At 71.9% G+C, this 22,440-nt stretch carries 19 protein-coding genes and 2 pseudogenes; 10 read left to right on the top strand and 11 right to left on the bottom strand.

The genetic code is table 11. From position 1 onward, the window contains the following. Position 1: 1 nt before the first annotated feature. Positions 2–547, top strand: a complete 546-nt coding sequence (locus OG456_RS11900; protein WP_266560021.1) for a hypothetical protein — start codon at positions 2–4, stop codon at positions 545–547. On the opposite strand, the gene OG456_RS11895 is transcribed toward OG456_RS11900, so the two are convergent. Beyond that, entirely contained in the window at positions 544–1,116 is a 573-nt protein-coding gene (locus OG456_RS11895) for a cob(I)yrinic acid a,c-diamide adenosyltransferase (RefSeq protein WP_266560019.1), read from the bottom strand. The two genes, OG456_RS11900 and OG456_RS11895, sit on opposite strands and share 4 nt — an antisense overlap. A gap of 13 nt (positions 1,117–1,129) precedes the next feature. After that, positions 1,130–1,231: pseudogene (locus tag OG456_RS11890) on the bottom strand (ABC transporter permease); the annotation flags it as partial. A gap of 63 nt (positions 1,232–1,294) precedes the next feature. Between OG456_RS11890 and OG456_RS11885 the strand changes: the two are divergent. The 4 genes and pseudogenes from OG456_RS11885 to OG456_RS11870 form a co-directional block, all read left to right on the top strand. Next, a pseudogene (locus OG456_RS11885) lies at positions 1,295–1,384 on the top strand (TetR/AcrR family transcriptional regulator); the annotation flags it as partial. A gap of 161 nt (positions 1,385–1,545) precedes the next feature. Continuing rightward, a complete protein-coding gene (locus tag OG456_RS11880) occupies positions 1,546–2,394 on the top strand; it encodes a 3-hydroxyacyl-CoA dehydrogenase family protein (RefSeq protein ID WP_116509844.1) in 849 nt (282 codons plus the stop codon). 168 nt (positions 2,395–2,562) lie between these two features. Continuing rightward, positions 2,563–2,886: an STAS domain-containing protein gene (locus OG456_RS11875; protein WP_116509841.1), complete on the top strand. Its 324-nt coding sequence runs from the start codon at positions 2,563–2,565 to the stop codon at positions 2,884–2,886. A 217-nt stretch (positions 2,887–3,103) separates the two neighbouring features. After that, the gene (locus OG456_RS11870) at positions 3,104–5,674 is read left to right on the top strand and encodes an ATP-binding protein (RefSeq protein WP_266560014.1); all 2,571 of its coding nucleotides are present in this window, start codon (positions 3,104–3,106) and stop codon (positions 5,672–5,674) included. Between the two features lie 72 nt (positions 5,675–5,746). On the opposite strand, the gene nucS is transcribed toward OG456_RS11870, so the two are convergent. Next, positions 5,747–6,418: an endonuclease NucS gene (gene nucS / locus OG456_RS11865; protein WP_266560012.1), complete on the bottom strand. Its 672-nt coding sequence runs from the start codon at positions 6,416–6,418 to the stop codon at positions 5,747–5,749. 243 nt (positions 6,419–6,661) lie between these two features. On the opposite strand from nucS, the gene OG456_RS11860 reads away from it, so the two are divergent. Beyond that, positions 6,662–7,054: an SCO5389 family protein gene (locus OG456_RS11860; RefSeq protein ID WP_116509837.1), complete on the top strand. Its 393-nt coding sequence runs from the start codon at positions 6,662–6,664 to the stop codon at positions 7,052–7,054. A gap of 99 nt (positions 7,055–7,153) precedes the next feature. Here OG456_RS11860 and OG456_RS11855 read toward each other — a convergent pair whose 3' ends face one another. After that, entirely contained in the window at positions 7,154–8,182 is a 1,029-nt protein-coding gene (locus tag OG456_RS11855) for an LLM class flavin-dependent oxidoreductase (RefSeq protein ID WP_266560010.1), read from the bottom strand. A gap of 214 nt (positions 8,183–8,396) precedes the next feature. On the opposite strand from OG456_RS11855, the gene OG456_RS11850 reads away from it, so the two are divergent. Beyond that, positions 8,397–8,738 carry an ATP/GTP-binding protein gene (locus OG456_RS11850; protein ID WP_266560008.1) on the top strand — a complete coding sequence of 114 codons (342 nt, stop codon included), beginning with the start codon at positions 8,397–8,399 and terminating at the stop codon, positions 8,736–8,738. Positions 8,739–8,765: 27 nt separating this feature from the next. Here OG456_RS11850 and OG456_RS11845 read toward each other — a convergent pair whose 3' ends face one another. From OG456_RS11845 to mce, 7 genes are all read right to left on the bottom strand, one after another. Beyond that, positions 8,766–9,623, bottom strand: a complete 858-nt coding sequence (locus OG456_RS11845; protein ID WP_266560006.1) for an ABC transporter permease — start codon at positions 9,621–9,623, stop codon at positions 8,766–8,768. After that, on the bottom strand, positions 9,620–10,786 hold the full coding sequence (locus OG456_RS11840; RefSeq protein WP_266560004.1) for an ABC transporter ATP-binding protein: 1,167 nt from the start codon (positions 10,784–10,786) through the stop codon (positions 9,620–9,622). The genes OG456_RS11845 and OG456_RS11840 overlap by 4 nt, the downstream gene beginning before the upstream one ends. 123 nt (positions 10,787–10,909) lie before the next feature. Next, positions 10,910–11,680, bottom strand: a complete 771-nt coding sequence (locus OG456_RS11835) for an ABC transporter permease (protein ID WP_266560002.1) — start codon at positions 11,678–11,680, stop codon at positions 10,910–10,912. Between the two features lie 3 nt (positions 11,681–11,683). Continuing rightward, positions 11,684–12,685 carry an ABC transporter ATP-binding protein gene (locus OG456_RS11830; RefSeq protein WP_266560000.1) on the bottom strand — a complete coding sequence of 334 codons (1,002 nt, stop codon included), beginning with the start codon at positions 12,683–12,685 and terminating at the stop codon, positions 11,684–11,686. A 74-nt stretch (positions 12,686–12,759) separates the two neighbouring features. Next, positions 12,760–13,695 carry a cellulose-binding protein gene (locus OG456_RS11825; RefSeq protein WP_266559998.1) on the bottom strand — a complete coding sequence of 312 codons (936 nt, stop codon included), beginning with the start codon at positions 13,693–13,695 and terminating at the stop codon, positions 12,760–12,762. A gap of 183 nt (positions 13,696–13,878) precedes the next feature. Continuing rightward, positions 13,879–17,967 carry a polarized growth protein Scy gene (gene scy, locus OG456_RS11820; protein WP_266559996.1) on the bottom strand — a complete coding sequence of 1,363 codons (4,089 nt, stop codon included), beginning with the start codon at positions 17,965–17,967 and terminating at the stop codon, positions 13,879–13,881. Positions 17,968–18,176: 209 nt separating this feature from the next. Then, positions 18,177–18,617 (bottom strand): methylmalonyl-CoA epimerase, encoded by a 441-nt coding sequence (mce, locus tag OG456_RS11815; protein WP_100595983.1) that lies wholly within the window; start codon positions 18,615–18,617, stop codon positions 18,177–18,179. A 137-nt stretch (positions 18,618–18,754) separates the two neighbouring features. On the opposite strand from mce, the gene OG456_RS11810 reads away from it, so the two are divergent. From OG456_RS11810 to OG456_RS11800, 3 genes are all read left to right on the top strand, one after another. Further along, positions 18,755–19,957, top strand: coding sequence for an acetyl-CoA C-acetyltransferase (locus OG456_RS11810; RefSeq protein ID WP_266559993.1), 1,203 nt, complete (start codon positions 18,755–18,757; stop codon positions 19,955–19,957). Positions 19,958–20,042: 85 nt separating this feature from the next. Continuing rightward, positions 20,043–20,999: a methylmalonyl Co-A mutase-associated GTPase MeaB gene (meaB, locus tag OG456_RS11805; RefSeq protein WP_116509816.1), complete on the top strand. Its 957-nt coding sequence runs from the start codon at positions 20,043–20,045 to the stop codon at positions 20,997–20,999. A gap of 182 nt (positions 21,000–21,181) precedes the next feature. Then, positions 21,182–22,432: an MFS transporter gene (locus OG456_RS11800; RefSeq protein WP_266559991.1), complete on the top strand. Its 1,251-nt coding sequence runs from the start codon at positions 21,182–21,184 to the stop codon at positions 22,430–22,432. Positions 22,433–22,440: the final 8 nt, after the last annotated feature.

Genomic DNA, 22,440 nt, shown 5'->3' with positions numbered 1-22,440 from the left:
CGTGATCGTCACGCTGATCGTCGCCTGCGAGATCGGCTTCTGGGTGCTGCTCGCCGCGGGACTCGCCCTGCGCTACGTGGCGAAGACGCCGCGCACGAGCGTCGGCGTCCTGCTGTGCGAGCCGCTCCTGGAGGTCGTCCTGTTCGTCGTCACCGCGATGGACCTCAAGAACGGGGCCGAACCGGACTGGAAACACGGCCTCGCCGCCGTCTACATCGGCTTCTCCGTGGGACTCGGCCACTCCACCGTCACGTGGGTGGACGCCCGCGTCGCCCACCGGTTCGCCGGGGGACCGCCCCCGGTGAAGCCGCCGAGGTACGGGGCCGCGCGCGCCGCCCACGAGTGGCGGACGGCCGGGCGCTGGATCCTCGCCTGCGCCGTCGCGCTCGCCCTGCTGCAGGGCGTCGTCTGGTACGTGGGCGCCGACGGGAACATCGGCTCGCTGCGGATGTGGCAGCAGAAGATGCTCTTCGTGATCGGCCTCAACCTCGTGATCGCGCTGAGCTACACGCTGTTCCCGAAGGAGGCGCCCGCCCTCGACCGCTAGCGCTCGCCGCCCGGGACCCAGAGCACGTCTCCGACCTCCTTGTTCGCCGTGCGCGCCAGGATGAACAGGAGGTCGGAGAGGCGGTTCAGATACGTCGCGGTCAGCGGGTTCATCGACTCGCCGTGCACCTCGAGCGCCGCCCAGGTGGAGCGCTCGGCCCTGCGGACCACGGTGCACGCCTGGTGCAGCAGCGCCGCACCCGGCGTGCCCCCGGGCAGGATGAAGGACCGGAGCTTCTCCAGCCGCTCGTTGAAGCGGTCGCAGTCCGCCTCCAGCTTGTCGACGTAGAACTGCTCGACGCGCAGCGGCGGGTACTTCGGTTCTTCGACCACGGGCGTCGACAGGTCGGCGCCCACGTCGAAGAGGTCGTTCTGGACCCGGACGAGGACCTGCACGACCTCCTCGTCCAGCCCGCCGAGCGCGACCGCCGTGCCGATGACGGCATTGGCCTCGTTGGCGTCGGCGTAGGCGGAGATCCGCAGATCGGTCTTGGCGGTCCGGCTCATGTCGCCGAGGGCGGTCGTGCCCTGGTCGCCGGTCCTGGTGTAGATACGCGTCAGATTGACCATGGGGTCAGCGTAGTTACGCGGCCGCCCTGCGGAAGCCACGTGTGCCGACCGTCACGGCGAGCGCCGCCAGGGCGAGGGCCACCAGGACCCCGTACGGCATGTGCAGCGTCGCGTACCGGATCCACACGACGCCGTCTCTCGTGTCGCCGCCGGGATGATCAAGGCCGGGCCGGCCGGGGAGGTGTCCCGCGAAGCACTGGGCCTGCTCGACGAGATGGAGGGTCTGCTGGGCGAGCCGGTGCTCAACTACGCCGTGCGCGACGCCTGATGGCCCGTCCGGTGTGATGTCCGTCATTCGAGACGTGACGCGTATTACTTCGCGGCCCCACGACCCCTCACGGACGCTAATGTCCGCCGGAGAGATACGTGAACAGCGGTTAGCGGTCAGTTGCAAGTGGTACGCGGTCAGCGGGTAAGGGGAGTCGCACAGTGGCAGGGAAGCTCGCCGTCATCGGAGCCGGACTCATGGGGTCCGGAATCGCCCAGGTCTCGGCGCAGGCGGGCTGGGACGTCGTCCTGCGCGACGTCACCGACGCCGCTCTGGCCCGTGGCACCGACGGCATCAAGGCCTCGTACGACAAGTTCGTGAGCAAGGGCAAGCTGTCCGCGCAGGACGCGGAGGCCGCGCTCGGGCGCATCACCACTTCCACCGACCTGGACGCGGTCGCCGACGCCGACATCGTCGTCGAGGCTGTCTTCGAGAAGCTCGAGGTCAAGCACGAGATCTTCCGGGCGCTCGACAAGATCGTCCGCGAGGACGCGGTGCTCGCCTCGAACACCTCTGCCATCCCGATCACGAAGATCGCGGCCGTCACGGAGCGCCCGGAGCGCGTCGTCGGCGCCCACTTCTTCTCGCCGGTCCCGATGATGCAGCTGTGCGAGCTGGTCCGCGGCTACAAGACGAGCGACGAAACGCTCGCCACCACACGGGAGTTCGCCGAGTCGGTCGGCAAGACCTGCATCGTCGTCAACCGCGACGTCGCCGGCTTCGTGACCACGCGGCTGATCTCGGCCCTCGTCGTCGAGGCCGCCAAGCTGTACGAGTCGGGCGTCGCCACCGCCGAGGACATCGACATCGCCTGCAAGCTGGGCTTCGGCCACGCCATGGGGCCGCTCGCCACCGCCGACCTCACGGGCGTCGACATCCTGCTCCACGCCACCAGCAACATCTACACCGAGTCCCAGGACGAGAAGTTCGCCCCGCCCGAGCTGATGCGCCGGATGGTTGACGCCGGTGACATCGGGCGCAAGAGCGGGCAGGGGTTCTACAAGCACTGATTTTCGTCACCCCGTGGTGTAACCCCACGGGGTGAATTCGGTATCGGTTCGCTTACAGACGGCAACTTCTGCGCCCCCGCGCCAGTCAGTTGCAGTGACATACCCAGATCGCCGTACGACACAGAGACCACTGGAATCACGGCACACAAGCACTCTCGGGGAGCGCATATGTACATCAGGGGCGACCATGCCGAGCTGGTCGTCGGGGGCCGCCTCGACGTCCGCAGCGCGGCGGACGCCCGTACGGTCCTGCACACGGCCCTCGACGACGGCGTCGGCGACCTGGTGCTCGACCTGTCAGAGCTGGACTCGTGGGACGCGACGGGTCTCGGCGTCATCATGGGCGCCCACCGGCGGGCCGGACGCTGCGGCCGCAGGCTCGTGCTGCGGGGTGTGCCGCCCCAGATGCAGCGCCTCCTGGTGGCGACACGACTGCACCGGATCCTCGCCATCGAGGGCGGCATCGGGGTCGAATCACTGCCCAGGGTATGAATCGGGCGTTCCGGTGTGCAGCGCCCACAATCCTCACGAGACTGTGACGTCTCGGACGGCGCGGTACCCCGGCTGTTCAGAGATACTGAGCCAGGTCTAGGGTTCGGTCGCCCGCGGATCGACGCACCCACTGGCGGGCACCGGACCAGAAGCGACAGCGCAGTGTGCACAGGCCGGGAGGGGCATCGGCACACCACGCTTTTGGGGGGCTTTGACCATGGACCCGATGAACCGGGGACCTGAAGACTTCGGGCACGATCCGTACGGCGGGGATCCCTACGACCGCGCGGACCGTGGCCACCACGACGACGAGAGCGACGCCCGGGCGAGCCGCCCGCGCCCGCCGAGGGATCCCCTCACTCCCGACTTCGGCCAGCCCTCACAAGGGCTCGCCCGCACCGTGCAGCTCGTGTCCGGCGACTTCCTGCTCACCGTCAACCCCGTCGACGGCAGCGAGATCGAGCCCTGCCCGCCGGGGGAGCGGCCGGGGCGGCCCGTCAAGTACGCACCGGCGGAACGCGCCGAGATGGCCCGCGCCGCCCGTCCGCCGCTGCCGGCCGGACCCCCGCTGCCCCGGCTGCCGCTCCTGGAGCGCCAGGAGGAGCACGAACGACTCGTCCGGCTTCTCGCGCGCGGGCGCTCCGTGCGGCTCACCGGACCCTCGGGCTCCGGGCGCACCGCGCTGCTCGACACCGTCGCCGAGGACTGCGCGGACATCGCGCCCGACGGCGTCGTCCGGCTCTCCGGACACCGCCGCTCGTCGAACGACCTGCTGTACGACCTCTTCGCGGCCGTGTACAACGCGCCGCTGCACCGCCCCGACCGTGCCCTGCTCCTCGAACTCGTCCACGACATCGGTGCCGTCGTCGTCCTCGACGACCTCGAGTTCGGCGGCGCCGCGCTCGACGAGCTCCTCGAAGCGACGCCCGAGTGCGCCTTCCTGGTCGCGGCCACACCCGATGTCGCCGCGCCGTCCGCCGACTCGCACCTCGAAGAGGTCTTCCTCGGCGGCCTCGGCCGCGGCGGCGGCCTCGAACTCCTGGAGCGGTCCGTCGGCCGCGTCCTCACGGACGAGGAGGCGAACTGGGCCGGCGACCTCTGGTTCGAGTCGGAGGGGCTCCCGCTGCGCTTCGTGCAGGCCGGCGCGCTCCTGCGCCAGCGCGACCAGCTGCGCGCCGACCCGAACGCCTTCGACGAGTTCGGCTACTTCGGAGGCCCTGGCGCCCCGCCCGTAGACGCGCCCTTCGACGCCGAGGACGGCCACGACGTGCCGCTGCCCTCGCTCGCCGACGGCGCCGCGCCCGCGGCCCTGCTCGCGTCCCGGCTCAGCGAATCGGCCCGCGCCACCCTGCGGTTCGCCGTCGCGCTCGGCGGCGAGATACCGCATCAGGCCCACCTGCCCGCCCTCGTGGGCGACACCCACGCCGACGCGGCCCTCGCCGAACTCGCCGGCTGCGCCCTCGTCACCCCGGTCGGCGGCCGCTACCGCCTGGCCTCCGGCGTGCAGGAGCAGCTGGCGACCGCGGGATACGCCGACGACACCGGCGGCCAGGCGCACACCGCCGCCCAGCACTACGCGTGGTGGGCCGGACATCCCTCGGTCGGGCCCGAGCGGGTCGCGGCCGAGGCCGACGCGCTGCTCGCCGCGCTGACCGTACTCGTCCCCGTCACGACGCCGGCCGGTCCGGACGAGGAGGGCAGCGTCGCGGTGCTGCTCGCCCGTACCGCCGCGCCCGCGTTCGCCGCCGGGCTCAGCTGGACCGTGTGGGAGCGATGCCTGCGGGCCGGCCAGGAGGTCGCGCGCCTCTCCGGCGAAGTGGCCGAAGAGGCCTATTTCCACCACGAGTTGGGCATCCTCGCGCTGCTCGGCGGGCAGCTCGACCGGGCCCGTGCCGAGCTGGAGGCCTCCATCGCCCTGCGCGGCGCGCTGGCCGACAAGCGGGGCACCATCGCGGGCCGCCGCGCCCTCGCCCTGGTCGCGGACCGCTCCGGCGGCGCGCTCCCCGGCGGGCGTACGGCGGCGGGCGAAGAGGTCCCCGCCGCGCGCTACGAGGAATCGGCGTCGCCCCCCGGCGGGGTGCCGGCCGCGTTCGCGCCGCCCGCACCGCCGCTCCCGGAGCCCGACACGCTGGTTTCCCGGCAGGCCGGGACCGGACCCGGCGCCAAGCCCGGCGGGGCCCGTCGGGCCGTCCTCACCGGCACACGGCGCAACCTCGTGGCCGCGGGCGCCGGAGCCCTCCTCGCGGCGGTCCTCGGCACCGTCGTGACGCTCGGCGCCACGTCGAACAACGACACCCCGTCCGACAGCGTCAACGTGAACCCGTCGGCCTCGCAGGGCGAGGACGGCGGCGGCATCGGCGCCGACGAGGCGGACCAGGGCGGCGACGCGGGCTCCACCCGGCGGCCCGCCGACCCGGGCAAGGACGGCATCCCGAACACGTCGGACGACCCGACGCCCAGCACCGGGCCGTCGTCCGGGAGCGGCAAGCCGTCGGACAAGCCGAGCGACAAGCCCTCCGGCAAGCCGTCGGACAAGCCGACCACGTCGAAGTCGCCGTCCACCAAGCCGCCCACCTCCAAGCCCCCGACGTCGAAGCCGCCGACGTCCAAGCCCCCGACGAGCTCCCCGCCGCCGTCGTCGCCCGAGCCGCCGTCCACCACGCCGTCGTCCCCGGACACGTCAAATTCGGCCAGTGGTCCGGCGCCGAGCGGCAGCTCCGCGATGAGCAGCCCGGCGGACAGCGCGCCGGGTTCGCCCAGCGGGCCGGACGCCTCGTCGACGATCTGACGGCCGTACGTACGCGGCACATGACTGGGGGCCGGGTTCCTGTGAACCCGGCCCTCAGTCATGCCTGACGGATCAGAACAGGCGGAGCTTGTCGTCCTCGATGCCGCGCAGCGCGTTGTAGTCCAGGACCGTGCAGCCGATGCCGCGATCCGTGGCCAGGACGCGGGCCTGCGGCTTGATCTCCTGGGCGGCGAAGATGCCGCGCACCGGGGCGAGGTGCGGGTCGCGGTTCAACAGCTCGAGATAGCGCGTGAGTTGCTCCACGCCGTCGATCTCGCCACGGCGCTTGATCTCGATGGCCACGGTCGCGCCGTCACCGTCCCGGCACAGGATGTCGACGGGCCCGATCGCCGTCGGGTACTCGCGGCGGATGAGCGTGTAGCCCTCGCCGAGCGTGTCGATCCTGTCGGCGAGGAGCTCCTGGAGGTGCGCTTCCACGCCGTCCTTGATGAGGCCCGGGTCCACGCCCAGTTCGTGCGAGGAGTCGTGGAGGACTTCCTCCATCGTGATGATGAGTTTCTCGCCCGCCTTGTTGATGACGGTCCAGGTGCCGCTGTCGTCGCCCGTGCCCTCCTTCAGGGTGCAGGGCGGGGACATCCAGTTGAGGGGTTTGTAGGCCCTGTCGTCCGCGTGGATCGAGACGCTGCCGTCCGCCTTCACGAGGATCAGGCGGGGAGCCGACGGGAGATGGGCTGTGAGCCTGCCCGCGTAGTCCACGGAGCAGCGGGCGATGACGAGACGCATGGTCGGCAACGCTACTCGACGACCGGTGGTCCACGCGATTCGCCCTGGAACTGCCGGGTTCGTTATTGGCCGGTTGTGGACCGACTGTGCCTGCGATCCCCTGTTGCGGGCCCCCCACGTTGCTTACCGTATAAGCGGGAGGTCGCGACGCCTGTACGCAGCGTGTTCGTGGTCGTACGTCGTCGCGCGCTCCTTACCTGCCCGTCAGCCCCCGCTCCCCGCGGGGGTGCGAGAGGAGAACCCATGTCGCTCGACGTCTCACCGGCACTGTTGGAACAGGCCGAGCGAGGCGAGGTCGACGAAGCTGACTTCGTCGACTGCGTCCGGACCTCCCTGCCTTATGCATGGGAGATGATCAGCTCCCTGGTGGCCCAGCTGAAGGTCGACGGCGGAGACTTCGCCGACAACCAGACGCCTCCGCCGGACGAGCAGGCACGTGGGCAGCTGCTGCGTGCGCTCGCGAGTGACGCGATTCGTGGCGCGCTGCAGCGGCACTTCGGTGTGCGGCTGGCCTTCCAGAACTGTCACCGTCTGGCGGTGTTCCCACAGGACCCGTCGGTGGACGGCACGCTGGCCCGCTTCACCTCGGCCCGCAACCAGCTGTTGAACCAGTCCCCTGAACTCAGGGATTGCTGACAGCCGGTTGAAGGCGAAATCGGATGGTCTGCCGCTCCGTACGCGGGAGGTGCACAAGTACGGGGCGGCGGACTACGGGCCGCACGGCAGTGACGCGTCTCAGCGCAGCTGGGGGAGTACCTCGGCGCCCAGCCTGCGCACGTTCTCCTCGGTGGCCGCGAGATCTCCGGAGCCCTCGACGAGCAGCGCGAACCGCGTGATGCCCGTGCGTGCCGAGGTCGCCGCGAGCCGGTCTGCGCACTGCTCGGGGGTCCCCACCGGGTGCAGCCCGCACAGCAGTTCCGTGTACGCGACCGGGTCCCGCATGGACCGCGTGCGGCCGTCCACCGTCACATGGGCGTCGAGCCCCTGTTTCAGCCAGCCGGGCATCGCCTTGAGGAGCGTCTCCCGCGCCTGCGCCCCGCGGTCGCCGATCTGGGCCACTCCGGCCGAGACGTGCGCCGCGGCGCGGATCTCCTCCGGGCCGCGGCCGGCCGCCCGCGCGTGCGTGCGCCACAGGGAGACCATCTCGGCCTTCTCCTCGTCCCCTGCGTGCATGCCGAGCAGCATCGGAAGGCCGCGCTCCGCCGCGAGGCGCACGCTCTTCGGTGAGGTGCAGGCAACCACCACCTCGGGACCGTCGGGGGAGTTCAGCGCCTCGTCGGGGCGCGGGACCACGGCGACCTCGCGGAAGCCGAACCGTTCCCCCTCGGCCTCGACGCGGGGCTCCCGCAGCCAGCGCAGCAGCAGGTCCAGGGACTCCGGGAACCCCTCCTCGTACGCCTCGATGCCCGAGCCGAAGACCTCCAGGTCCACCCAGGGGCCGCCGCGGCCGACGCCGAGCGAGAAGCGGCCGCCGGAGGTCACGTGCAGCAGCGCCGCCTGCTCGCCGAGGGCAACCGGGTGGGCGGTCGGCAGCACGCTGACCGCCGTGCCGACGCGGATGCGCCGGGTGCGGCCGAGCAGTAACGCGGCGAGCGTCACGGCGGACGGACAGGTGCCGTACGGCACGAAGTGGTGCTCCGCCAGCCAGACCGAGTCGAGTCCGGCCTCCTCGGCCACCTCGGCGGACCGCACCGCCCGGTGCAGCGCCTCCCCCTGTCCCTGGCCGGGGAACTGGGCCGCCAGTACAAAAGTTCCTACGCGCATCGCACTCCTGCCTTTCTTGGCGCCGACGCGGCACTCCCCCTACCGGCATTAACGGCTGACAAGTGCCAAGGGCACGGCTTGCCATGGAGATTGGCAGATTTTCCGGAGAACTCATGGGTGTGACGCTGTGCGGGTACCCGAGAGGCGTCCGCGTACGCTGGACGTGAGCCCAAGTCCCTGTGCAGGCACCTGTACAAGTCCTAGAGGAGAGCCGGTGTCCCCGCGCCGAAACCAGACGTCGCCCCGTCGCGGCGGCCGACCGTCCAGCAAGGCACCGGACGAGGAGCAGGGCAGCCGCTACGGCGGATTCGAGCGTACGGAGAGGTGGCAGGGCGAGGAGTGGAGCGTGCGCCAGGTCGCGGGCGCGAGCGCAGCGGGCAAGACGTACCGGTGCCCCGGTTGCGACCAGGAGATCCCCTCCGGGGTCGCGCACGTGGTGGCCTGGCCCGAGCACTCGGGCGTCGACGAGCGCCGGCACTGGCACAAGGCCTGCTGGAACGCGAAGGACCGCCGCACCACACGGGTGCAGCGGTCCAGGAACGCGCCTCGCTACTAGGGGCCGACAGCTCCCGGGCTGACAGCCCTACACATCGCGCCGCTCGAGCAGCGCGAACGCGCCGACCACGGCCGCGGCCGTGACGCCGACGAGCAGCCACACCTGGGACCCGCCGGTGCTCCCGCCGTCCGCGCCGAAGATCTTGGCGAGGGCGTTGATGGCGTTGTACTCCTGCATCTTCTCGCCGAGCGTCCGCGTGCTGCGCGAGATCATCAGGAAGACCGGCAGGATCGACGGCAGCAGCACGATGCCGAGCATCGCGGTGATCGCGCCCGCAGAATGCCGCAGCATGGAGCCCACGGCGAGGCCGAGGACGCCGAGCAGGGACACGTAGAGCCCGCCCTTGAGCACCGTGCCGCCCCAGCTCAGGTCGGCCGCCTCGGGGCCGCTGTGCATCGACGACGTGAGCAGGCCCACCAGCAGGATGGAGCCCGCGGAGACGGCGAACGCGACCGCGAAGAACACCAGGATCTTGGCGGCGAACACCCGGTAGCGCTGCGGCGACGCGGTGAACGTCGTGCGGATCATGCCGGTGCCGTACTCCGACGACGTCACGAGGACGCCCAGCGTGATCAGGCAGATCTGGCCGAGCAGCAGGCCGATGAAGGCCGGGAACGTGAAGGGCAGGTCCTGGTAGTTGAGGTCCTCGGTCTGCGCGGAGACGAACAGGCCGCCGCCGAGGACCAGGAACAGGAAGATGCCGAGCGTCCAGAGCGTGGAGCGCACGGACTTGATCTTCGTCCACTCCGAGGCGAGCGCGTGCCCCAGGTGCGTGCGCGTGACCGGGATGGGCGAGGTGTACGAAGTGCCGGGCGCGCCCTGCCAGTTGGGCGCGCTCTGCTGGGCGTAGGCCTGCGGAGCCGGCTGCGGGGGCGGCGTCGTCATCGGGGGTCCTCGGGCTTGTTCAGGTCGGCAGGGGCTGCGGGTGCCGCGGGCGCGGCCGGCGGCTGCGGCGGCGCGGCGTACGGGTTCGGCCCGCCGGGTGCGGCCTGCGGCGGGGCGAACGGCTGACCGCCCTGCTGGGGCGGCGGCGGCGCGTACCAGTCCGGCTGGCCCTGGCCGGGCGCGGGGAACTGCTGCTGCGGCATCGCGCCCGGCGGGAGCTGCTGCTGAAGACCGGCACGCTGGTCGACGGTCGAGCGGTAGTCGACGGCGCCCTGCGTCATCCGCATGTACGCCTCCTCCAGCGAGGCCTGGTGCGGCGAGAGCTCCCACAGCCGTACGTCGGCGCCGTGCGCCAGGTCGCTGATGCGGGGGAGCGGCAGGCCCATGACGCGCAGCGCGCCGTCCTGCTCGGGCAGCACCTGGCCGCCCGCCTCGGTCAGCGCGGCCGTCAGCTTCTCGCGCTGCTGCGGCTCCGTCTCCGGCGTGCGCACCCGCGCGAAGTCGGCCGAGTTGTGCGAGATGAAGTCCCGCACGCTCATGTCGGCGAGGAGCTGCCCGCGGCCGATGACGATCAGATGCTCGGCGGTCAGCGCCATCTCGCTCATCAGGTGCGAGGAGACGAAGACGGTGCGGCCCTCGGCGGCGAGCGACTTCATCAGGTTCCTGACCCAGAGGATGCCCTCCGGGTCGAGGCCGTTGACCGGCTCGTCGAAGAGGAGCACCTGCGGGTCGCCGAGCAGCGCGGCCGCGATGCCGAGGCGCTGGCCCATGCCGAGCGAGAAGCCCTTGGAGCGCTTCTTCGCCACGTCCTGGAGGCCGACGACGCCGAGCACCTCGTCCACGCGGCGGGCCGGGATGCCGGACAGCTGCGCGAGGCAGAGCAGGTGGTTACGGGCGTGCCGGCCGCCGTGCACCGCCTTGGCGTCGAGCAGGGCGCCGACCTGGCGGGGGGCGTTGGGGAGCTTGCGGTACGGGTAGCCGCCGATGGTCACCTGGCCTGTCGTCGGCTGGTCGAGACCGAGGATCATGCGCATGGTCGTCGACTTGCCGGACCCGTTCGGACCCAGGAAGCCGGTCACCGTACCCGGGCGGACCTGGAAGGAAAGGTTGTACACGGCTGTCTTGGCGCCGTAGCGCTTCGTCAGGCCGACTGCCTCGATCATTCTCCGCACCCATCGAAAGGTTCAGGACATCGGGGCACACGCCCCCGTAAGGGTTAGGAGGATATCGGGGCGCTGACGGTTCCGGCCAAGACGAGGCAAAGCCCCTGGAGCCGCCCGGAACCGCTAAGCGTCCCGCTTCTTGAGGAGCACATATCCGAAGAACAGGGCCAGGATCACCCAGATCACCATGATGCCCAGGCCGCCCCACGGGCCGTACGGGGTGTCGTCGTCGATCGGCGTCACCACCTGCATGATCTTGCTGCCGGCCTGGTCGGGCAGGAACCGGCCGATCTTCTTCGTCGCCGAGACGTTGCCCAGGATGTTCGAGATCAGGAAGAAGAACGGCATCAGGATGCCGAGCGCCAGCATCGGGCTGCGCAGCATCGACGCGACGCCCATCGAGAACATGGCGATGAGCGTCATGTAGAGGCCGCCGCCGATGACCGCGCGCAGGACGCCCGGGTCACCGATCTGCGCCCGGTGCACGCCGAGGACCGCCTGCCCGAGGAAGAACGCGATGAAGCTCGTGGCGAGGCCCACGACGAACGCCAGGACGGTGGCCACGGCGACCTTGCCGAACAGGAACGTGCCGCGCTGGGGGACCGCGGCGAGCGAGGTGCGGATCATCCCGGTGCTGTACTCGTTCGAGACGACGAGGACACCGAAGACGATCATCGCGAGCTGACCGAGACTCATCCCGGCGAAGCTGATGAACGTGGGGTCGAAGGACAGCCGGTCCCTCGCGTTCATGTTGTTGAACTCGTTCCTGGACAGGATCGAGATCAGCACGCCGAGCGCGATCGTCAGGACCGCCGCGAGGCCGAGCGTCCACACCGTCGAAGCGACGGACCTGATCTTGGTCCACTCGGACCGGAGAACCTGGGTCGTGGCCATGGGTCAGGCTCCCTTGTTCCTCGTACGGTCCCAGCCCTCGCCCCAGCCCTGCTGTTGCGGCGGTGGCGGCAGCCGTACCGGCGGCGGCACCCCGGGCTCGTCGGTGTGCGCGTGGTACTCCACCGACTCCGCGGTGAGCTGCATGAACGCCTCCTCGAGCGAGGCCTGCTGAGGGCTCAGCTCGTGCAGGACGAGGTGGTGCGCGGCCGCGAGGTCACCGAGCTGCTCGGGGCTGCCGCTGTCCACCTCGAGCGTGCCGTTGCCGGCCTCGACGACCGTGATCCCGGCCTCGTGCAGCACATCGAGGAGCCGCTCCTGCTGCGGCGAGCGCAGACGCACGTACGAGCGGGAGTTCTGCTGGATGAAGTCGGACATCGAGGTGTCGGCGAGGAGATGGCCCTGGCCGATGACGACGAGGTGGTCCGCGGTCAGCGCCATCTCGCTCATCAGGTGCGAGGAGACGAAGACGGTACGGCCCTGCCCCGCGAGGGACTTCATCAGATTGCGGATCCAGTGGATGCCCTCGGGGTCGAGCCCGTTGACCGGCTCGTCGAACATCAGGATCCGCGGGTCGCCGAGGAGCGCGCCCGCGATGCCGAGGCGCTGGCCCATGCCCAGAGAGAAACCCTTCGCCTTCTTCCTGGCGACGGGTGTCAGACCCACCGTGTCGAGGACCTCGACGACGCGGGTGCGCGGGATGCCGTTGCTCTGCGCCAGGCACAACAGGTGGTTGTAGGCGCTGCGGCCGCCGTGCATGGCCTTGGCGTCGAGGAGCGCGCCGATGTACCGCAGCGGGTCCTTCAGCTGCGCGTAGTGCTTCCCGTCGATGCGCACATCGCCGGCTGACGGGTTGTCGAGCCCGAGCATCATCCGCATCGTCGTGGACTTGCCCGCGCCGTTGGGGCCGAGGAACCCCGTGACGATGCCCGGTCTGACGGTGAAGGTGAGGTTGTTGACGGCAAGCTTTTCGCCGTAGTGCTTGGTCAGCCCCTCGAGCTCGATCATGCGGCAACGCTAGAACGGGACAAAGCCCCCTGCCACTGGAGCGGCAAGGGGCTTCGGCGTCCGACTGCGGTTGCTCAGCGGGTCTGCTGGGCGGGAACCCCACGCGAGATCGGCTCGTCCTCCGCGGGCGCACCCGCGGCGGCGACGGCCGCACCGGTGAGCGTCGCCAGCATCTCGCGCACGTTGGTGAGCTGCGCGTTGATGGAGTCGCGGCGGTTCGTCAGCGCGGCGAGCTCGCGCTCCGATTCCGAGCGGATCCGGTCGGCCTTGGCGTTCGCGTCGGCGACGATGTCCTCGGCCTGACGCTGCGCGGTCTCCACCGTCTGGCGGGCGCGGCGCTCGGCGTCGGTACGCAGCTTCTCGGCCTCCAGGCGGAGCTGCTCCGCGCGGTGCTCGATCTCCGCGAGACGCTTCTCGGCCTTCGCCTGACGCGAGGCCAGGTCGCGCTCGGACTGGTCGCGGCGCTTCGCCAGGTTCGTCTCGAAGTCCGCGGCGGCCTGGGCGGCCTTGGCGCGGGTCTCCTCGAAGAGGGCGTCCGCCTCCTCACGCTTCGACTGAGCGTCCTTCTGGGCCTCGGCGCGCAGCGTGCCCGCTTCGCTCTTGGCCTTCTCGACGATCCGGACGCCCTCGTCCTCGGCCTTGGACTTGCGCTCCGCAGCGAACGATTCTGCGTCGTTGCGCACCTGCTGGGCCGCCGACTCGGCGAGCTCGCGGTGCTGCTCGGCGGCGCGCCGGGCCTCCTCGCGCAGGTCCTTCGCCTCCTCCTCGGCGAGGCGGAGGATCTTCTCGACGCGAGCGCCGAGACCGGCGTACGACGGTTCGGCGTCGTTCACCTGCGCCTGGGCGTTCTGCGTCTCGAGGTGGAGCTCTTCGATGCGCTTTTCCAGAGCAGTGATACGAGCGAGAGCGCTGTCACGGTCGGAGACGAGCTTGGAAATGCGTTCGTCCACCTGAGCGCGGTCGTACCCACGCCGCACAAGCTCGAAGCCGTAGGGGGAAGTGTCGCTCATGGGGTTCCTGTCGAATGAGACCGGTGAGGTGATAGGGGGAATCCTAGGGGTCAAAGCGGCGTGTCATCGAGCAGATGCCCGTTTGATCTGGAGAATGACACCCCTTTTGAGTGGCTAACCGCAGGATGGCTTGCCAGCCACAGCGCCGAAGGTCGTTACCAAGCACGCCTGTTGCTGTTCTGGCTACCCTTCGGACCCCTTGCCACCCGATCGGGTAGCTCCCGCTGCGGCTCCCGCCTTGACGGCACCCTCCTTGGTCCCGCCGCCGGCGGACGGGGCCTCGAAGGACTCCAACGCCTCCAGGACGTCCTGGACGCGGGAGATCTCGGCGTTGATGTCCTCGCGGCGGCGGACCAGGACCTCCAGCTCGCGCTTGCCCTCGGCGACCGTGCGCTCCGCCTCCGCCTGCGCCTCGGACAGGACGCGCTCGGCCTCGCGGGTCAGCTCGGTCTTCTTAGCCCCGGCCTCCTTGAGCAGACCCTCGGCCTTCTTCACGGCGGCGATCCGGACCTTGCTCGCCTCCGAACCCGCCTCCGAGACCATCTCCTTGGCCTTCGCCTGCGCCTCGGCGAGCTGCTCCTCGGCGGCCTTCACCAGCGCGTCGCACCGCTCGCCGGCCGTCTTCATGGCCTCGGCGGACTCGCGCCGCGCCCGGTCGTGCAGTTCGTCGATCTCGCCGGTGATGCGCTCGCGCAGCTCCTCGGCGCGCTCCCTGATCGCCGTCGCGTCGCGGCGCGCGCCGACGAGCAACTCGTCCGCGTCCGTACGGGACTTCTCCACCAGGGAGTTGCCCTCGACGGTCGCCTCGGAGACCAGCCGGTCAGCCTCCTTGCGGGCCGCGCCGACCATCGTGTCGGCCTGCGACTCGGCGTCCGCGGTCGCCTTCAGCGCGGCCTGCTGCGCCTCGGACGTCAGCTTCTCGGCCTCCGCGATCGCCTCCGTGATGAGCTTGTCGACCTGCTCGGCGGCCTCCGAGCGACGCTTGTTGGCGTCCTTGCGGGTCTCGTCGAGGGTCCGCTCGGCCTCGGCGCGCGCCGCGGACGTGAGCCGCTCGGCCTCCTGTGCCGCCTCCGCCTTGACGCGCTCCGCCTCGCTGCGGATCCGCTCGGCGTGCTGCTGCGCGGACCCGACGGTCTCGGCCGCCTCGGCGCGCAGCCGCTCGGCGTCCCCGGTCGCGTCCGCGATGAGCTGCTCGGCCCTGGCGACCGACTCGGCGCGCACCCGCTCGGCCTCGGCGTTGGTCTCGTTCGTGAGGCGCTCGGCCGCGGCGGTGGACTCCGCGTGCAGCCTGGCGGCCTCGGTCGTGGCGTCGCCGACGAGCTGCTCGGCGCGGGCGACGGACTCCGAACGGACGTGCTCCGCCTCGGCGTTGGTCTCGTTCGTGAGGCGCTCGGCGGCCTCCGTGGCGTCGCCGACGCGCTTCTCGGCCGCGGCCGTCGACTCGGCGCGGACGCGCTCCGCCTCGGCGTTCGTCTCGTGGGTGAGGCGCTCGGCCTCGCTCCTGGCCTCCGTGATGAGGGTGTCCGCCTGAGTGGCGGCGTCCGAACGGATCCGGTTGGCGTCCTCGCGGGCGTCGGCCCGGGCCCGGGCCGCGTCCTGCTCGGCCGACGCGAGCCGCTCGGAGACCTCCGTACGGACCCGCTGGGCGTGCTCCGACGCCTCGGACCGCATCCGCTCCGACTCGGCGATCGCCTCCGAAACCGTGCGCTCCGCAAGGGACTTGGCGGCCTCCGACTCGGCGGCGGCCTCGCCGCGCACGCGGTTGGCGTCGTCGGTGGCGCGCTCGCGCTCCGCGTACGCGTCGGCGCGGACCCGGTCGGCCTCCTCCTGCGCCTCGTGCCTGGTGCGCTCGGCCGCGTGCTCCGCGGCGCTGCGCAGGCCGGCGATCTCCTCCTGGGCCTGCTCCTGGAGCCCGGACACGGAGTCGCGCACCTGCTGCGCGGTATGTTCGGCGGCGCCGACCATCTCGGTGGAGCGCCGGTCGGCCTCCTCCACGAGACGTACGGCCTCTGCCTGTGCCTCCTCGACACGCGCGCGGGCGACCGCGAGGAGTTCCTCGCTCTGCTCGCGGGCCCGCTCGCGCTCCTGGTCGGCCTCCTGGCGCGCGGAACCGAGGGTCTCCTCGGCCTCGCGGCGGCGCCTGGCGGCCTCCTCCTGGGCGGCGGCCAGCGCCTCCGCGGCCTCCGTGGCGACCCGCTCGGCCGCGGCCGCGGCCTCCGCGCGCACCCGGTCCGCGCTCTCCTGCGCCTCCGACTTGAGCCGCTCGGCCTCGGCCGCGGCCTCGGACCGCAGCCGTACGGCGACGTTCTCCGCCTCGGCGCGGGTCCCGGACGCGTCCGACGCGGCCTCGGTGCGCAGCCGGTCGGCCTCCGTCTCGGCCTGCGCCTGGAGCGTACGGATCCGCTCGGCGGCCTCGGCGCGCAGCCGCTCCGTCTCGTCCGCGGTCTCGCGGCGGATGCGCTCCGACTCGGCCCGCGCGTCGGTGAGCGCGGTCTCGGACGCCGTCAGGCGCTGCTCGGCCTCGGTGTGCAGCCGGGTCAGCTCGTCGGCGGCCTCCGCCTGCCGGGCCGCGACCGCGCGCTCGGTCTCCTCGCGCAGCTCCTGCGCGGCCCGCTCGGCCTCCGCCTTGGTGGCCTCGGCCTGCTCGTCGGCCTCCTCGCGGTGCCGCTCGGCCTCGGCGCGGGTGCGCTCCAGGGTCTCCTCGGCCTGCTTGCGCAGGTTCGTGGCGCGCTCGATGGCCTCGGTGCGGACCCGCTCGCTCTCGGTCTGCGCGCCGGCCCGCAGCTCGTCCGCGTCCGCCTTCGCCTTGGCGAGCAGCTCCTCGGCGGTCCTGGCCGCCTCCTCGATCTGCTGGACGGCCTCGCGGCGCGCCTCGCTGCGGATCCGCTCGCCCTCGTCGACCGCCTCGGCCCGCAGCTGCTCGGCCTCGCCGCGCAGCCGGCGGGCCTCCTCCTGGAGCTCGACGGTCTTGGCGCGGTACTCCTTGGTGTCGTCCTTCGCCGCGCCCCTGAGCTGCTCGGCGATGTCGTGCGCCTCGCCGCGCAGCCGGTCCGCCTCGGCCTCGGCCTCGCTGCGCAGCCGCTCGGCCTCCTCGGAGGCGGCCCTCGTGGTGGCCTTGGCGTCCTCGGACGCCTTGTTGAGCACCTCTTCGGCCGTACGGGCGGCCTTGGCGAGCTGGGAGGCGGTTTCCTCGGCCGTGACGTTGCGTGCCTTCTCGCCCGCCTCGGCGAGGATCTTCTCCGCCTGCTCCTTGGCGTCGGTGACGACCTGCTCGGCCTCCGCCTTGGTGGACTCGGCCTCCTTGGTGGCCTCCGAGACGAGCCGGGCGACCTGCTCCTTGGCGGTGCGCGTGCGCTGCTCGTTCGCCGACTCGGCGTTCGCGAGCTGCTTGGCCGCGGCGTCCTTCGCCTCGGTGAGGACCTTCTCCGCCGACGCGCGTGCCTCGCGCAGCGCCGTTTCGGCCTCGGACAGGCGCTGCTCGGCGGCGCGGCTCAGCTCGGCGGACTGGCGGCGGGCCGTGTCCGACTCGGTGGCCGTGGACGAGCGCAGCTGCTCGGCGTGGTCGGTGGCCTCCTGCGCCTGCGTCGACGCGGCGTTCAGGAGGCGCTCGGCGTCGGTGCGGGCGCGGCGCAGCAGGGCCTCGGCCTCGGCGCGGGCGGTCTCGGCCTCCGACGTCAGGCGCTGGCGGGCCTCGGTGACGACCCGCTCCGCCTCGGCGCGGGCGGCGGCGAGCGCCTGGTCGGCCTCGGCGCGGGACTCGTCGACGAGCCGGCGGGCCTGCTGCTCGCTGCGGGAGCGCAGCTGCTCGGCCCACGCCACGTTCTCGTTGACGTGCGCCTCTACGGTCTGGCGGCGCTCGGCCAGCTCCTGGTCGAGCTGCTGGCGGCGCGAGACGGCCTCGGCGTGCAGCTCGGACTGGAGCCGGGACTGCTGCTCGGCGTGCTCCTGGAGGATGCGCTGCGTCTGGGCGCGGGCGTCGCGCAGCTCGCGCTCGGCGTCGGCGCGCAGCTGGTCGGCCTGGATCTGCGCGTTACGCAGCAGCTGCTCGGCCTGGTAGCCGATGTCCCCGCCGTCGTAGGCAGGACGGGACGCGAGGTTGCGGCGCGCCTCGTGCAGCTTGGCGCGCAACACCTCGACCTGGTAGCCCAGGTCCTCGGCGTGCTGGACCGCCTTCTCCCGCTCGGTCTTCAGCCGGTCCATCTCGGCCTCGAACCGCGAGAGATGGTCGGTCTCAGCCGGCCGCCGGCTGTCCTGGCTCTCGTAGCCCCGCACTGCGCGGTCCCATCCGTCCCCTGGTCGCAAGTCTCTCCAAACGAGCACCGTCCATCCGCCGAACGGGGCCCCCGGGGAATGGTGTCAGATCAACGGCGGAGCATGGGCTGCTGCCCCCGTCGCTCGCCCCCCGAAACCCGGACCCCGGCCCGCGGCCGTCCGTGTGACGGACGGCCGCCCCCAACCCTACCGGCCCAGATATACGGAGGTCAGTGCTCAGGTGACTCAACCGGTGCGGAAGTGACGAGTTCGGTCAGTACGCCGTGGCAGTCCTTGGGGTGCAGGAAGGTGATGCGCGACCCCATCGAACCGATGCGCGGCTCGTCGTACAGGACGCGTACGCCCTTGCCCCTGATGTCCGCGGAGTCGGCGTCCACGTCCGCCGTGCCGAAGGCGATGTGGTGGACGCCCTCGCCGTTCTTGGCCAGCCACTTCCCGACCGCGGAGTCCTCCCGGGTGGGCTCGAGGAGCTGGAGGTAGGAGGCCCCGCCGTCACTCGTCTCATTGATCTTGAGCATGGCCTCGCGCACGCCCTGCTCCTCGTTCACCTCGGAGTGGAACACTTCGAAGCCGTAGGTAGCGCGGTAGAACTCAACGGTCTTGTCGAGGTCGAAACAGGCGATTCCGATGTGGTCGATTCGCGTCAGCATGCTGTAAGTGCAGCGCGGTCGGAGGTGGTTACGCAACGTGCGCGCGATCACACCGTTCGGCCGGTGACGTGGGAGGTACTGCTCAGTACATTCGAGTAAACCCTCGTTCACTCCTCATCTCCAAGGGGCCGTGCCTCATGTCTGGAACGACCGGTACCACCTCAGTGATCGTCGCGGGCGCCCGTACGCCCATGGGCCGGCTGCTCGGCTCGCTGAAGTCCTTCTCCGGAGCCGACCTCGGAGGGGTCGCCATCAAGGCGGCCCTCGACCGGGCCGGGATCGGCGGAGATCAGGTGCAGTACGTGATCATGGGCCAGGTGCTCCAGGCGGGGGCAGGGCAGATCCCCGCGCGCCAGGCGGCCGTCAAGGCCGGCATCCCCATGAGCGTGCCGGCGCTGACCATCAACAAGGTGTGTCTCTCGGGCCTCGACGCCATCGCGCTCGCCGACCAGCTGATCCGCGCCGGCGAGTTCGACGTCGTCGTCGCGGGCGGCCAGGAGTCCATGACGAACGCGCCCCACCTGCTCCCCAAGTCCCGTGAGGGCTACAAGTACGGCGCCGTCGAGATGCTCGACGCGATGGCGTACGACGGCCTGACCGACTCCTTCGAGAACATCCCGATGGGTGAGTCGACGGAGAAGCACAACACCCGCCTCGGCATCAAGCGCCCCGAGCAGGACGAGATCGCCGCCCAGTCGCACCAGCGCGCCGCCGCCGCCCAGAAGAACGGCCTCTTCGAGGCGGAGATCACCCCCGTCGAGATCCCGCAGCGCAAGGGCGACCCGGTCCTGTTCAGCAAGGACGAGGGCATCCGCGCCGAGACGACCGCCGAGTCGCTCGGCAAGCTGCGTCCCGCGTTCGCCAAGGACGGCACGATCACGGCCGGCACCTCCTCGCAGATCTCCGACGGCGCCGCCGCGGTCGTCGTCATGAGCAAGGCGAAGGCGCAGGAGCTCGGCCTGGAGTGGATCGCGGAGATCGGCGCCCACGGGAACGTGGCGGGCCCCGACAACTCGCTCCAGTCGCAGCCCTCGAACGCCATCCGGCACGCCCTCAAGAAGGAGGGTCTGGGCGTCGAGGACCTCGACCTCGTCGAGATCAACGAGGCCTTCGCGGCCGTCGCCGTGCAGTCAATGAAGGACCTCGGCGTGTCCTCGGAAAAGGTGAACGTCAACGGCGGCGCGATCGCCCTCGGTCACCCGATCGGGATGTCCGGCGCGCGTGTCGTTCTGCACCTCGCGCTCGAGCTGAAGCGGCGCGGCGGCGGCGTCGGCGCGGCCGCGCTGTGCGGCGGCGGTGGCCAGGGTGACGCGCTGATCGTGCGGGTACCCAAGGCGTAACCCTTCCGCCGGCAGGTATGCCGGAACGTATCCCGGTACGCGTGTCGGTACGTATGTCGGACGAAACCGAGTGAACGGAGCTGTGATGCAGGACGTCTCCACCCTGGTGGCCCAGGCCAGGGAAGGCCGGCCCAGGGCCGTGGCCCGGCTGATCTCCCTGGTGGAGGGGGCGTCCCCGCAGCTGCGCGAGGTGATGGCGGCGCTGGCCCCGCTCGCGGGGCACGCGTACGTCGTCGGGCTGACCGGGTCACCGGGCGTGGGCAAGTCCACGTCCACGTCCGCCCTGGTCAGCGCCTACCGGCGGGCCGGGAAGCGGGTCGGTGTGCTCGCCGTCGACCCGTCGTCGCCGTTCAGCGGGGGCGCCCTGCTCGGTGACCGAGTCCGCATGTCGGAGCACGCGTCCGACCCCGGCGTGTACATCCGTTCCATGGCCACGCGCGGGCACCTGGGCGGGCTCGCGTGGGCCGCGCCGCAGGCGATCCGCGTGCTCGACGCGGCCGGCTGCGACGTCGTCCTCGTGGAGACGGTCGGCGTCGGCCAGTCCGAGGTCGAGATCGCCTCGCAGGCCGACACGTCCGTCGTCCTGCTCGCCCCCGGCATGGGCGACGGGATCCAGGCGGCCAAGGCCGGAATCCTGGAGATCGGCGACGTGTACGTCGTCAACAAGGCCGACCGCGACGGCGCGGACGCGACCGCGCGCGAGCTCAACCACATGCTGGGCCTCGGCGAGTCCCGGGGCGCCGGTGACTGGCGCCCGCCCATCGTCAAGACCGTCGCCGCCCGCGGCGAGGGCATCGACGAGGTCGTCGAGGCGCTCGAGAAGCACCGGGCGTGGATGGAGGAGCACGGTGTCCTCCAGGAGCGCCGCCTCGCCCGCGCCTCCCGTGAGGTCGAGACGATCGCCGTCACGGCCCTGCGCGAGCGCATCGCGGACCTCCACGGCGACCGCCGCCTCAGCTCGCTGGCCGAGCGCATCGTGGCGGGCGAGCTCGACCCGTACCGGGCGGCGGACTCCCTCGTGGAGGGTCTGACGGAGGCCTGAGCGGCCGGTGGGGGCGGGACCGTGCCGCGGTTCCGCCCATCGCCAACTCCCGACCCCCGCTGGTACGTTGGGCGTATGTTCCTTCTCTGCGCGTAGGGCACGACCCGACCGCGACCACCGTCGAACGGTGACGTCGCGGTCCTCGGCGTCCGTGTGCCCTTCGTTCTGAGGAACTCCCACCCATGTCGTACGCAGCGCTCCTGCGCGTTCCCCATGCCCGCAGGACCTTCGGCGCCGCCCTGCTCGGGCGGCTCTCCTACGGGACCGTGTCCCTGTCCCTGATGCTCGCGGTGAAGTCCGCCACCGGCTCGTACGCCGTCGCGGGCACGGCCATGGCGCTCTTCGGCGCCGCGAGCGTCTTCCTCTCCCCCCTGAGAGCGCTCCTCATCGACCGGTACGGGCCGCGCCGCGCGCTTCCGCCGATGACGGGGGCGTACGCCGTCCTGCTCGGCGTGCTCGCGGCGCTGACCTGGCGACCGGGGGCCTCCGGGCTCCTGCTCGGTGCCGCCGCCCTCGCCGCGGGCGCGTGCACCCCGCCCCTCGGCCCGACCATGCGGACCGTGTGGAGCGAACTCGCCGGCAAGCGCGAGGGGTTGCTCCAGCGCGCGTACAGCCTCGACGGGGTGGCCGAGGAGCTGCTGCTCGTGTCCGGCCCGCTCATCGTGGGCGTGGTCGTGCAGTTCGCCCCCGCCGCGTTCGGCGTCGCCGTCAGCGCGGTCCTGGTGGCGGTGGGAACCGCCGCGTTCGTGGCGTCCCCGGCCGTACGGGCCCTCGCGGGCCGGGGCGCGGGGCGGCGCGGGCCCTCCGGCGGGATCTCGCCGGTGCGCGGCCTCGCGCAGCCATTGGTCGTCGCCGTGGGGGTCGGTCTCGCCCTCGGCGCCCTCGACCTGCTCGTCCTCGCCTTCGCCGACGCCCGTCAGCACGCCGACGCCGTGGCCTGGGTGATGGCCGCGCTCTCGGCGGGCAGCGCGGTCGGCGGCCTCGCGAACGGCGCCATCACCTGGTCCACCCCCGCCCGGGTCCGGCTGCCGTTCCTCGCTGCGGGGCTCGCCGCCGCGCTGGGGGCGGCGGCGCTCGCGCCGGGCCTGGTGACGCTCGGCGCGGCGGCCGTGTTTGCGGGCCTCTTCGTCGCGCCCGCCCTGACGACCGCGTATCTCGTGGCGGACGAGACGGCCGGGCCGGCGTTCCGCACCCAGGCCGGGGCCTGGGTCAACACGGCGGTGAACGCCGGGATCTCGGCCGGCACGGCGGGAGCGGGCCTCCTGGTGGCCCGCCTCCCGCTCGCGGCCTGCTTCGCCGTGGCCGCGGCGGCGCCGGTCGCGGCGGCGGTGTGGGGGGTACGGGGTGTGCGCGGCGCCCGTACGACGGCGGAAGCCGCGCCCGGGGACGGTGTCCCGGACGCGGCTCAGGAGACGGGCACGGCGGCGCGATGAGCCGATCC

It is taken from the genome of Streptomyces sp. NBC_01446, from assembly GCF_026340095.1.
Taxonomy (GTDB): domain Bacteria; phylum Actinomycetota; class Actinomycetes; order Streptomycetales; family Streptomycetaceae; genus Streptomyces; species Streptomyces aureus.
The sequence above is the reverse complement of the archived record's forward strand: the minus strand, read 5'-3'. Positions and strand labels throughout refer to the sequence as shown.

Bases quoted from the DNA above. Each gene is read 5' to 3' on its own strand.
- OG456_RS11840 (WP_266560004.1), bottom strand. From the start codon at position 10,786: ATGATCGAGGCAGTCGGCCTGACGAAGCGCTACGGCGCCAAGACAGCC.
- OG456_RS11875 (WP_116509841.1), top strand. From the start codon at position 2,563: ATGTACATCAGGGGCGACCATGCCGAGCTGGTCGTCGGGGGCCGCCTC.
- OG456_RS11810 (WP_266559993.1), top strand. From the start codon at position 18,755: ATGTCTGGAACGACCGGTACCACCTCAGTGATCGTCGCGGGCGCCCGT.
- OG456_RS11855 (WP_266560010.1), bottom strand. From the start codon at position 8,182: ATGCGCGTAGGAACTTTTGTACTGGCGGCCCAGTTCCCCGGCCAGGGA.
- OG456_RS11860 (WP_116509837.1), top strand. From the start codon at position 6,662: ATGTCGCTCGACGTCTCACCGGCACTGTTGGAACAGGCCGAGCGAGGC.
- OG456_RS11845 (WP_266560006.1), bottom strand. From the start codon at position 9,623: ATGACGACGCCGCCCCCGCAGCCGGCTCCGCAGGCCTACGCCCAGCAG.
- OG456_RS11830 (WP_266560000.1), bottom strand. From the start codon at position 12,685: ATGATCGAGCTCGAGGGGCTGACCAAGCACTACGGCGAAAAGCTTGCC.
- OG456_RS11800 (WP_266559991.1), top strand. From the start codon at position 21,182: ATGTCGTACGCAGCGCTCCTGCGCGTTCCCCATGCCCGCAGGACCTTC.
- OG456_RS11870 (WP_266560014.1), top strand. From the start codon at position 3,104: ATGGACCCGATGAACCGGGGACCTGAAGACTTCGGGCACGATCCGTAC.
- OG456_RS11825 (WP_266559998.1), bottom strand. From the start codon at position 13,695: ATGAGCGACACTTCCCCCTACGGCTTCGAGCTTGTGCGGCGTGGGTAC.
- meaB (WP_116509816.1), top strand. From the start codon at position 20,043: ATGCAGGACGTCTCCACCCTGGTGGCCCAGGCCAGGGAAGGCCGGCCC.
- mce (WP_100595983.1), bottom strand. From the start codon at position 18,617: ATGCTGACGCGAATCGACCACATCGGAATCGCCTGTTTCGACCTCGAC.
- OG456_RS11895 (WP_266560019.1), bottom strand. From the start codon at position 1,116: ATGGTCAATCTGACGCGTATCTACACCAGGACCGGCGACCAGGGCACG.
- OG456_RS11835 (WP_266560002.1), bottom strand. From the start codon at position 11,680: ATGGCCACGACCCAGGTTCTCCGGTCCGAGTGGACCAAGATCAGGTCC.
- nucS (WP_266560012.1), bottom strand. From the start codon at position 6,418: ATGCGTCTCGTCATCGCCCGCTGCTCCGTGGACTACGCGGGCAGGCTC.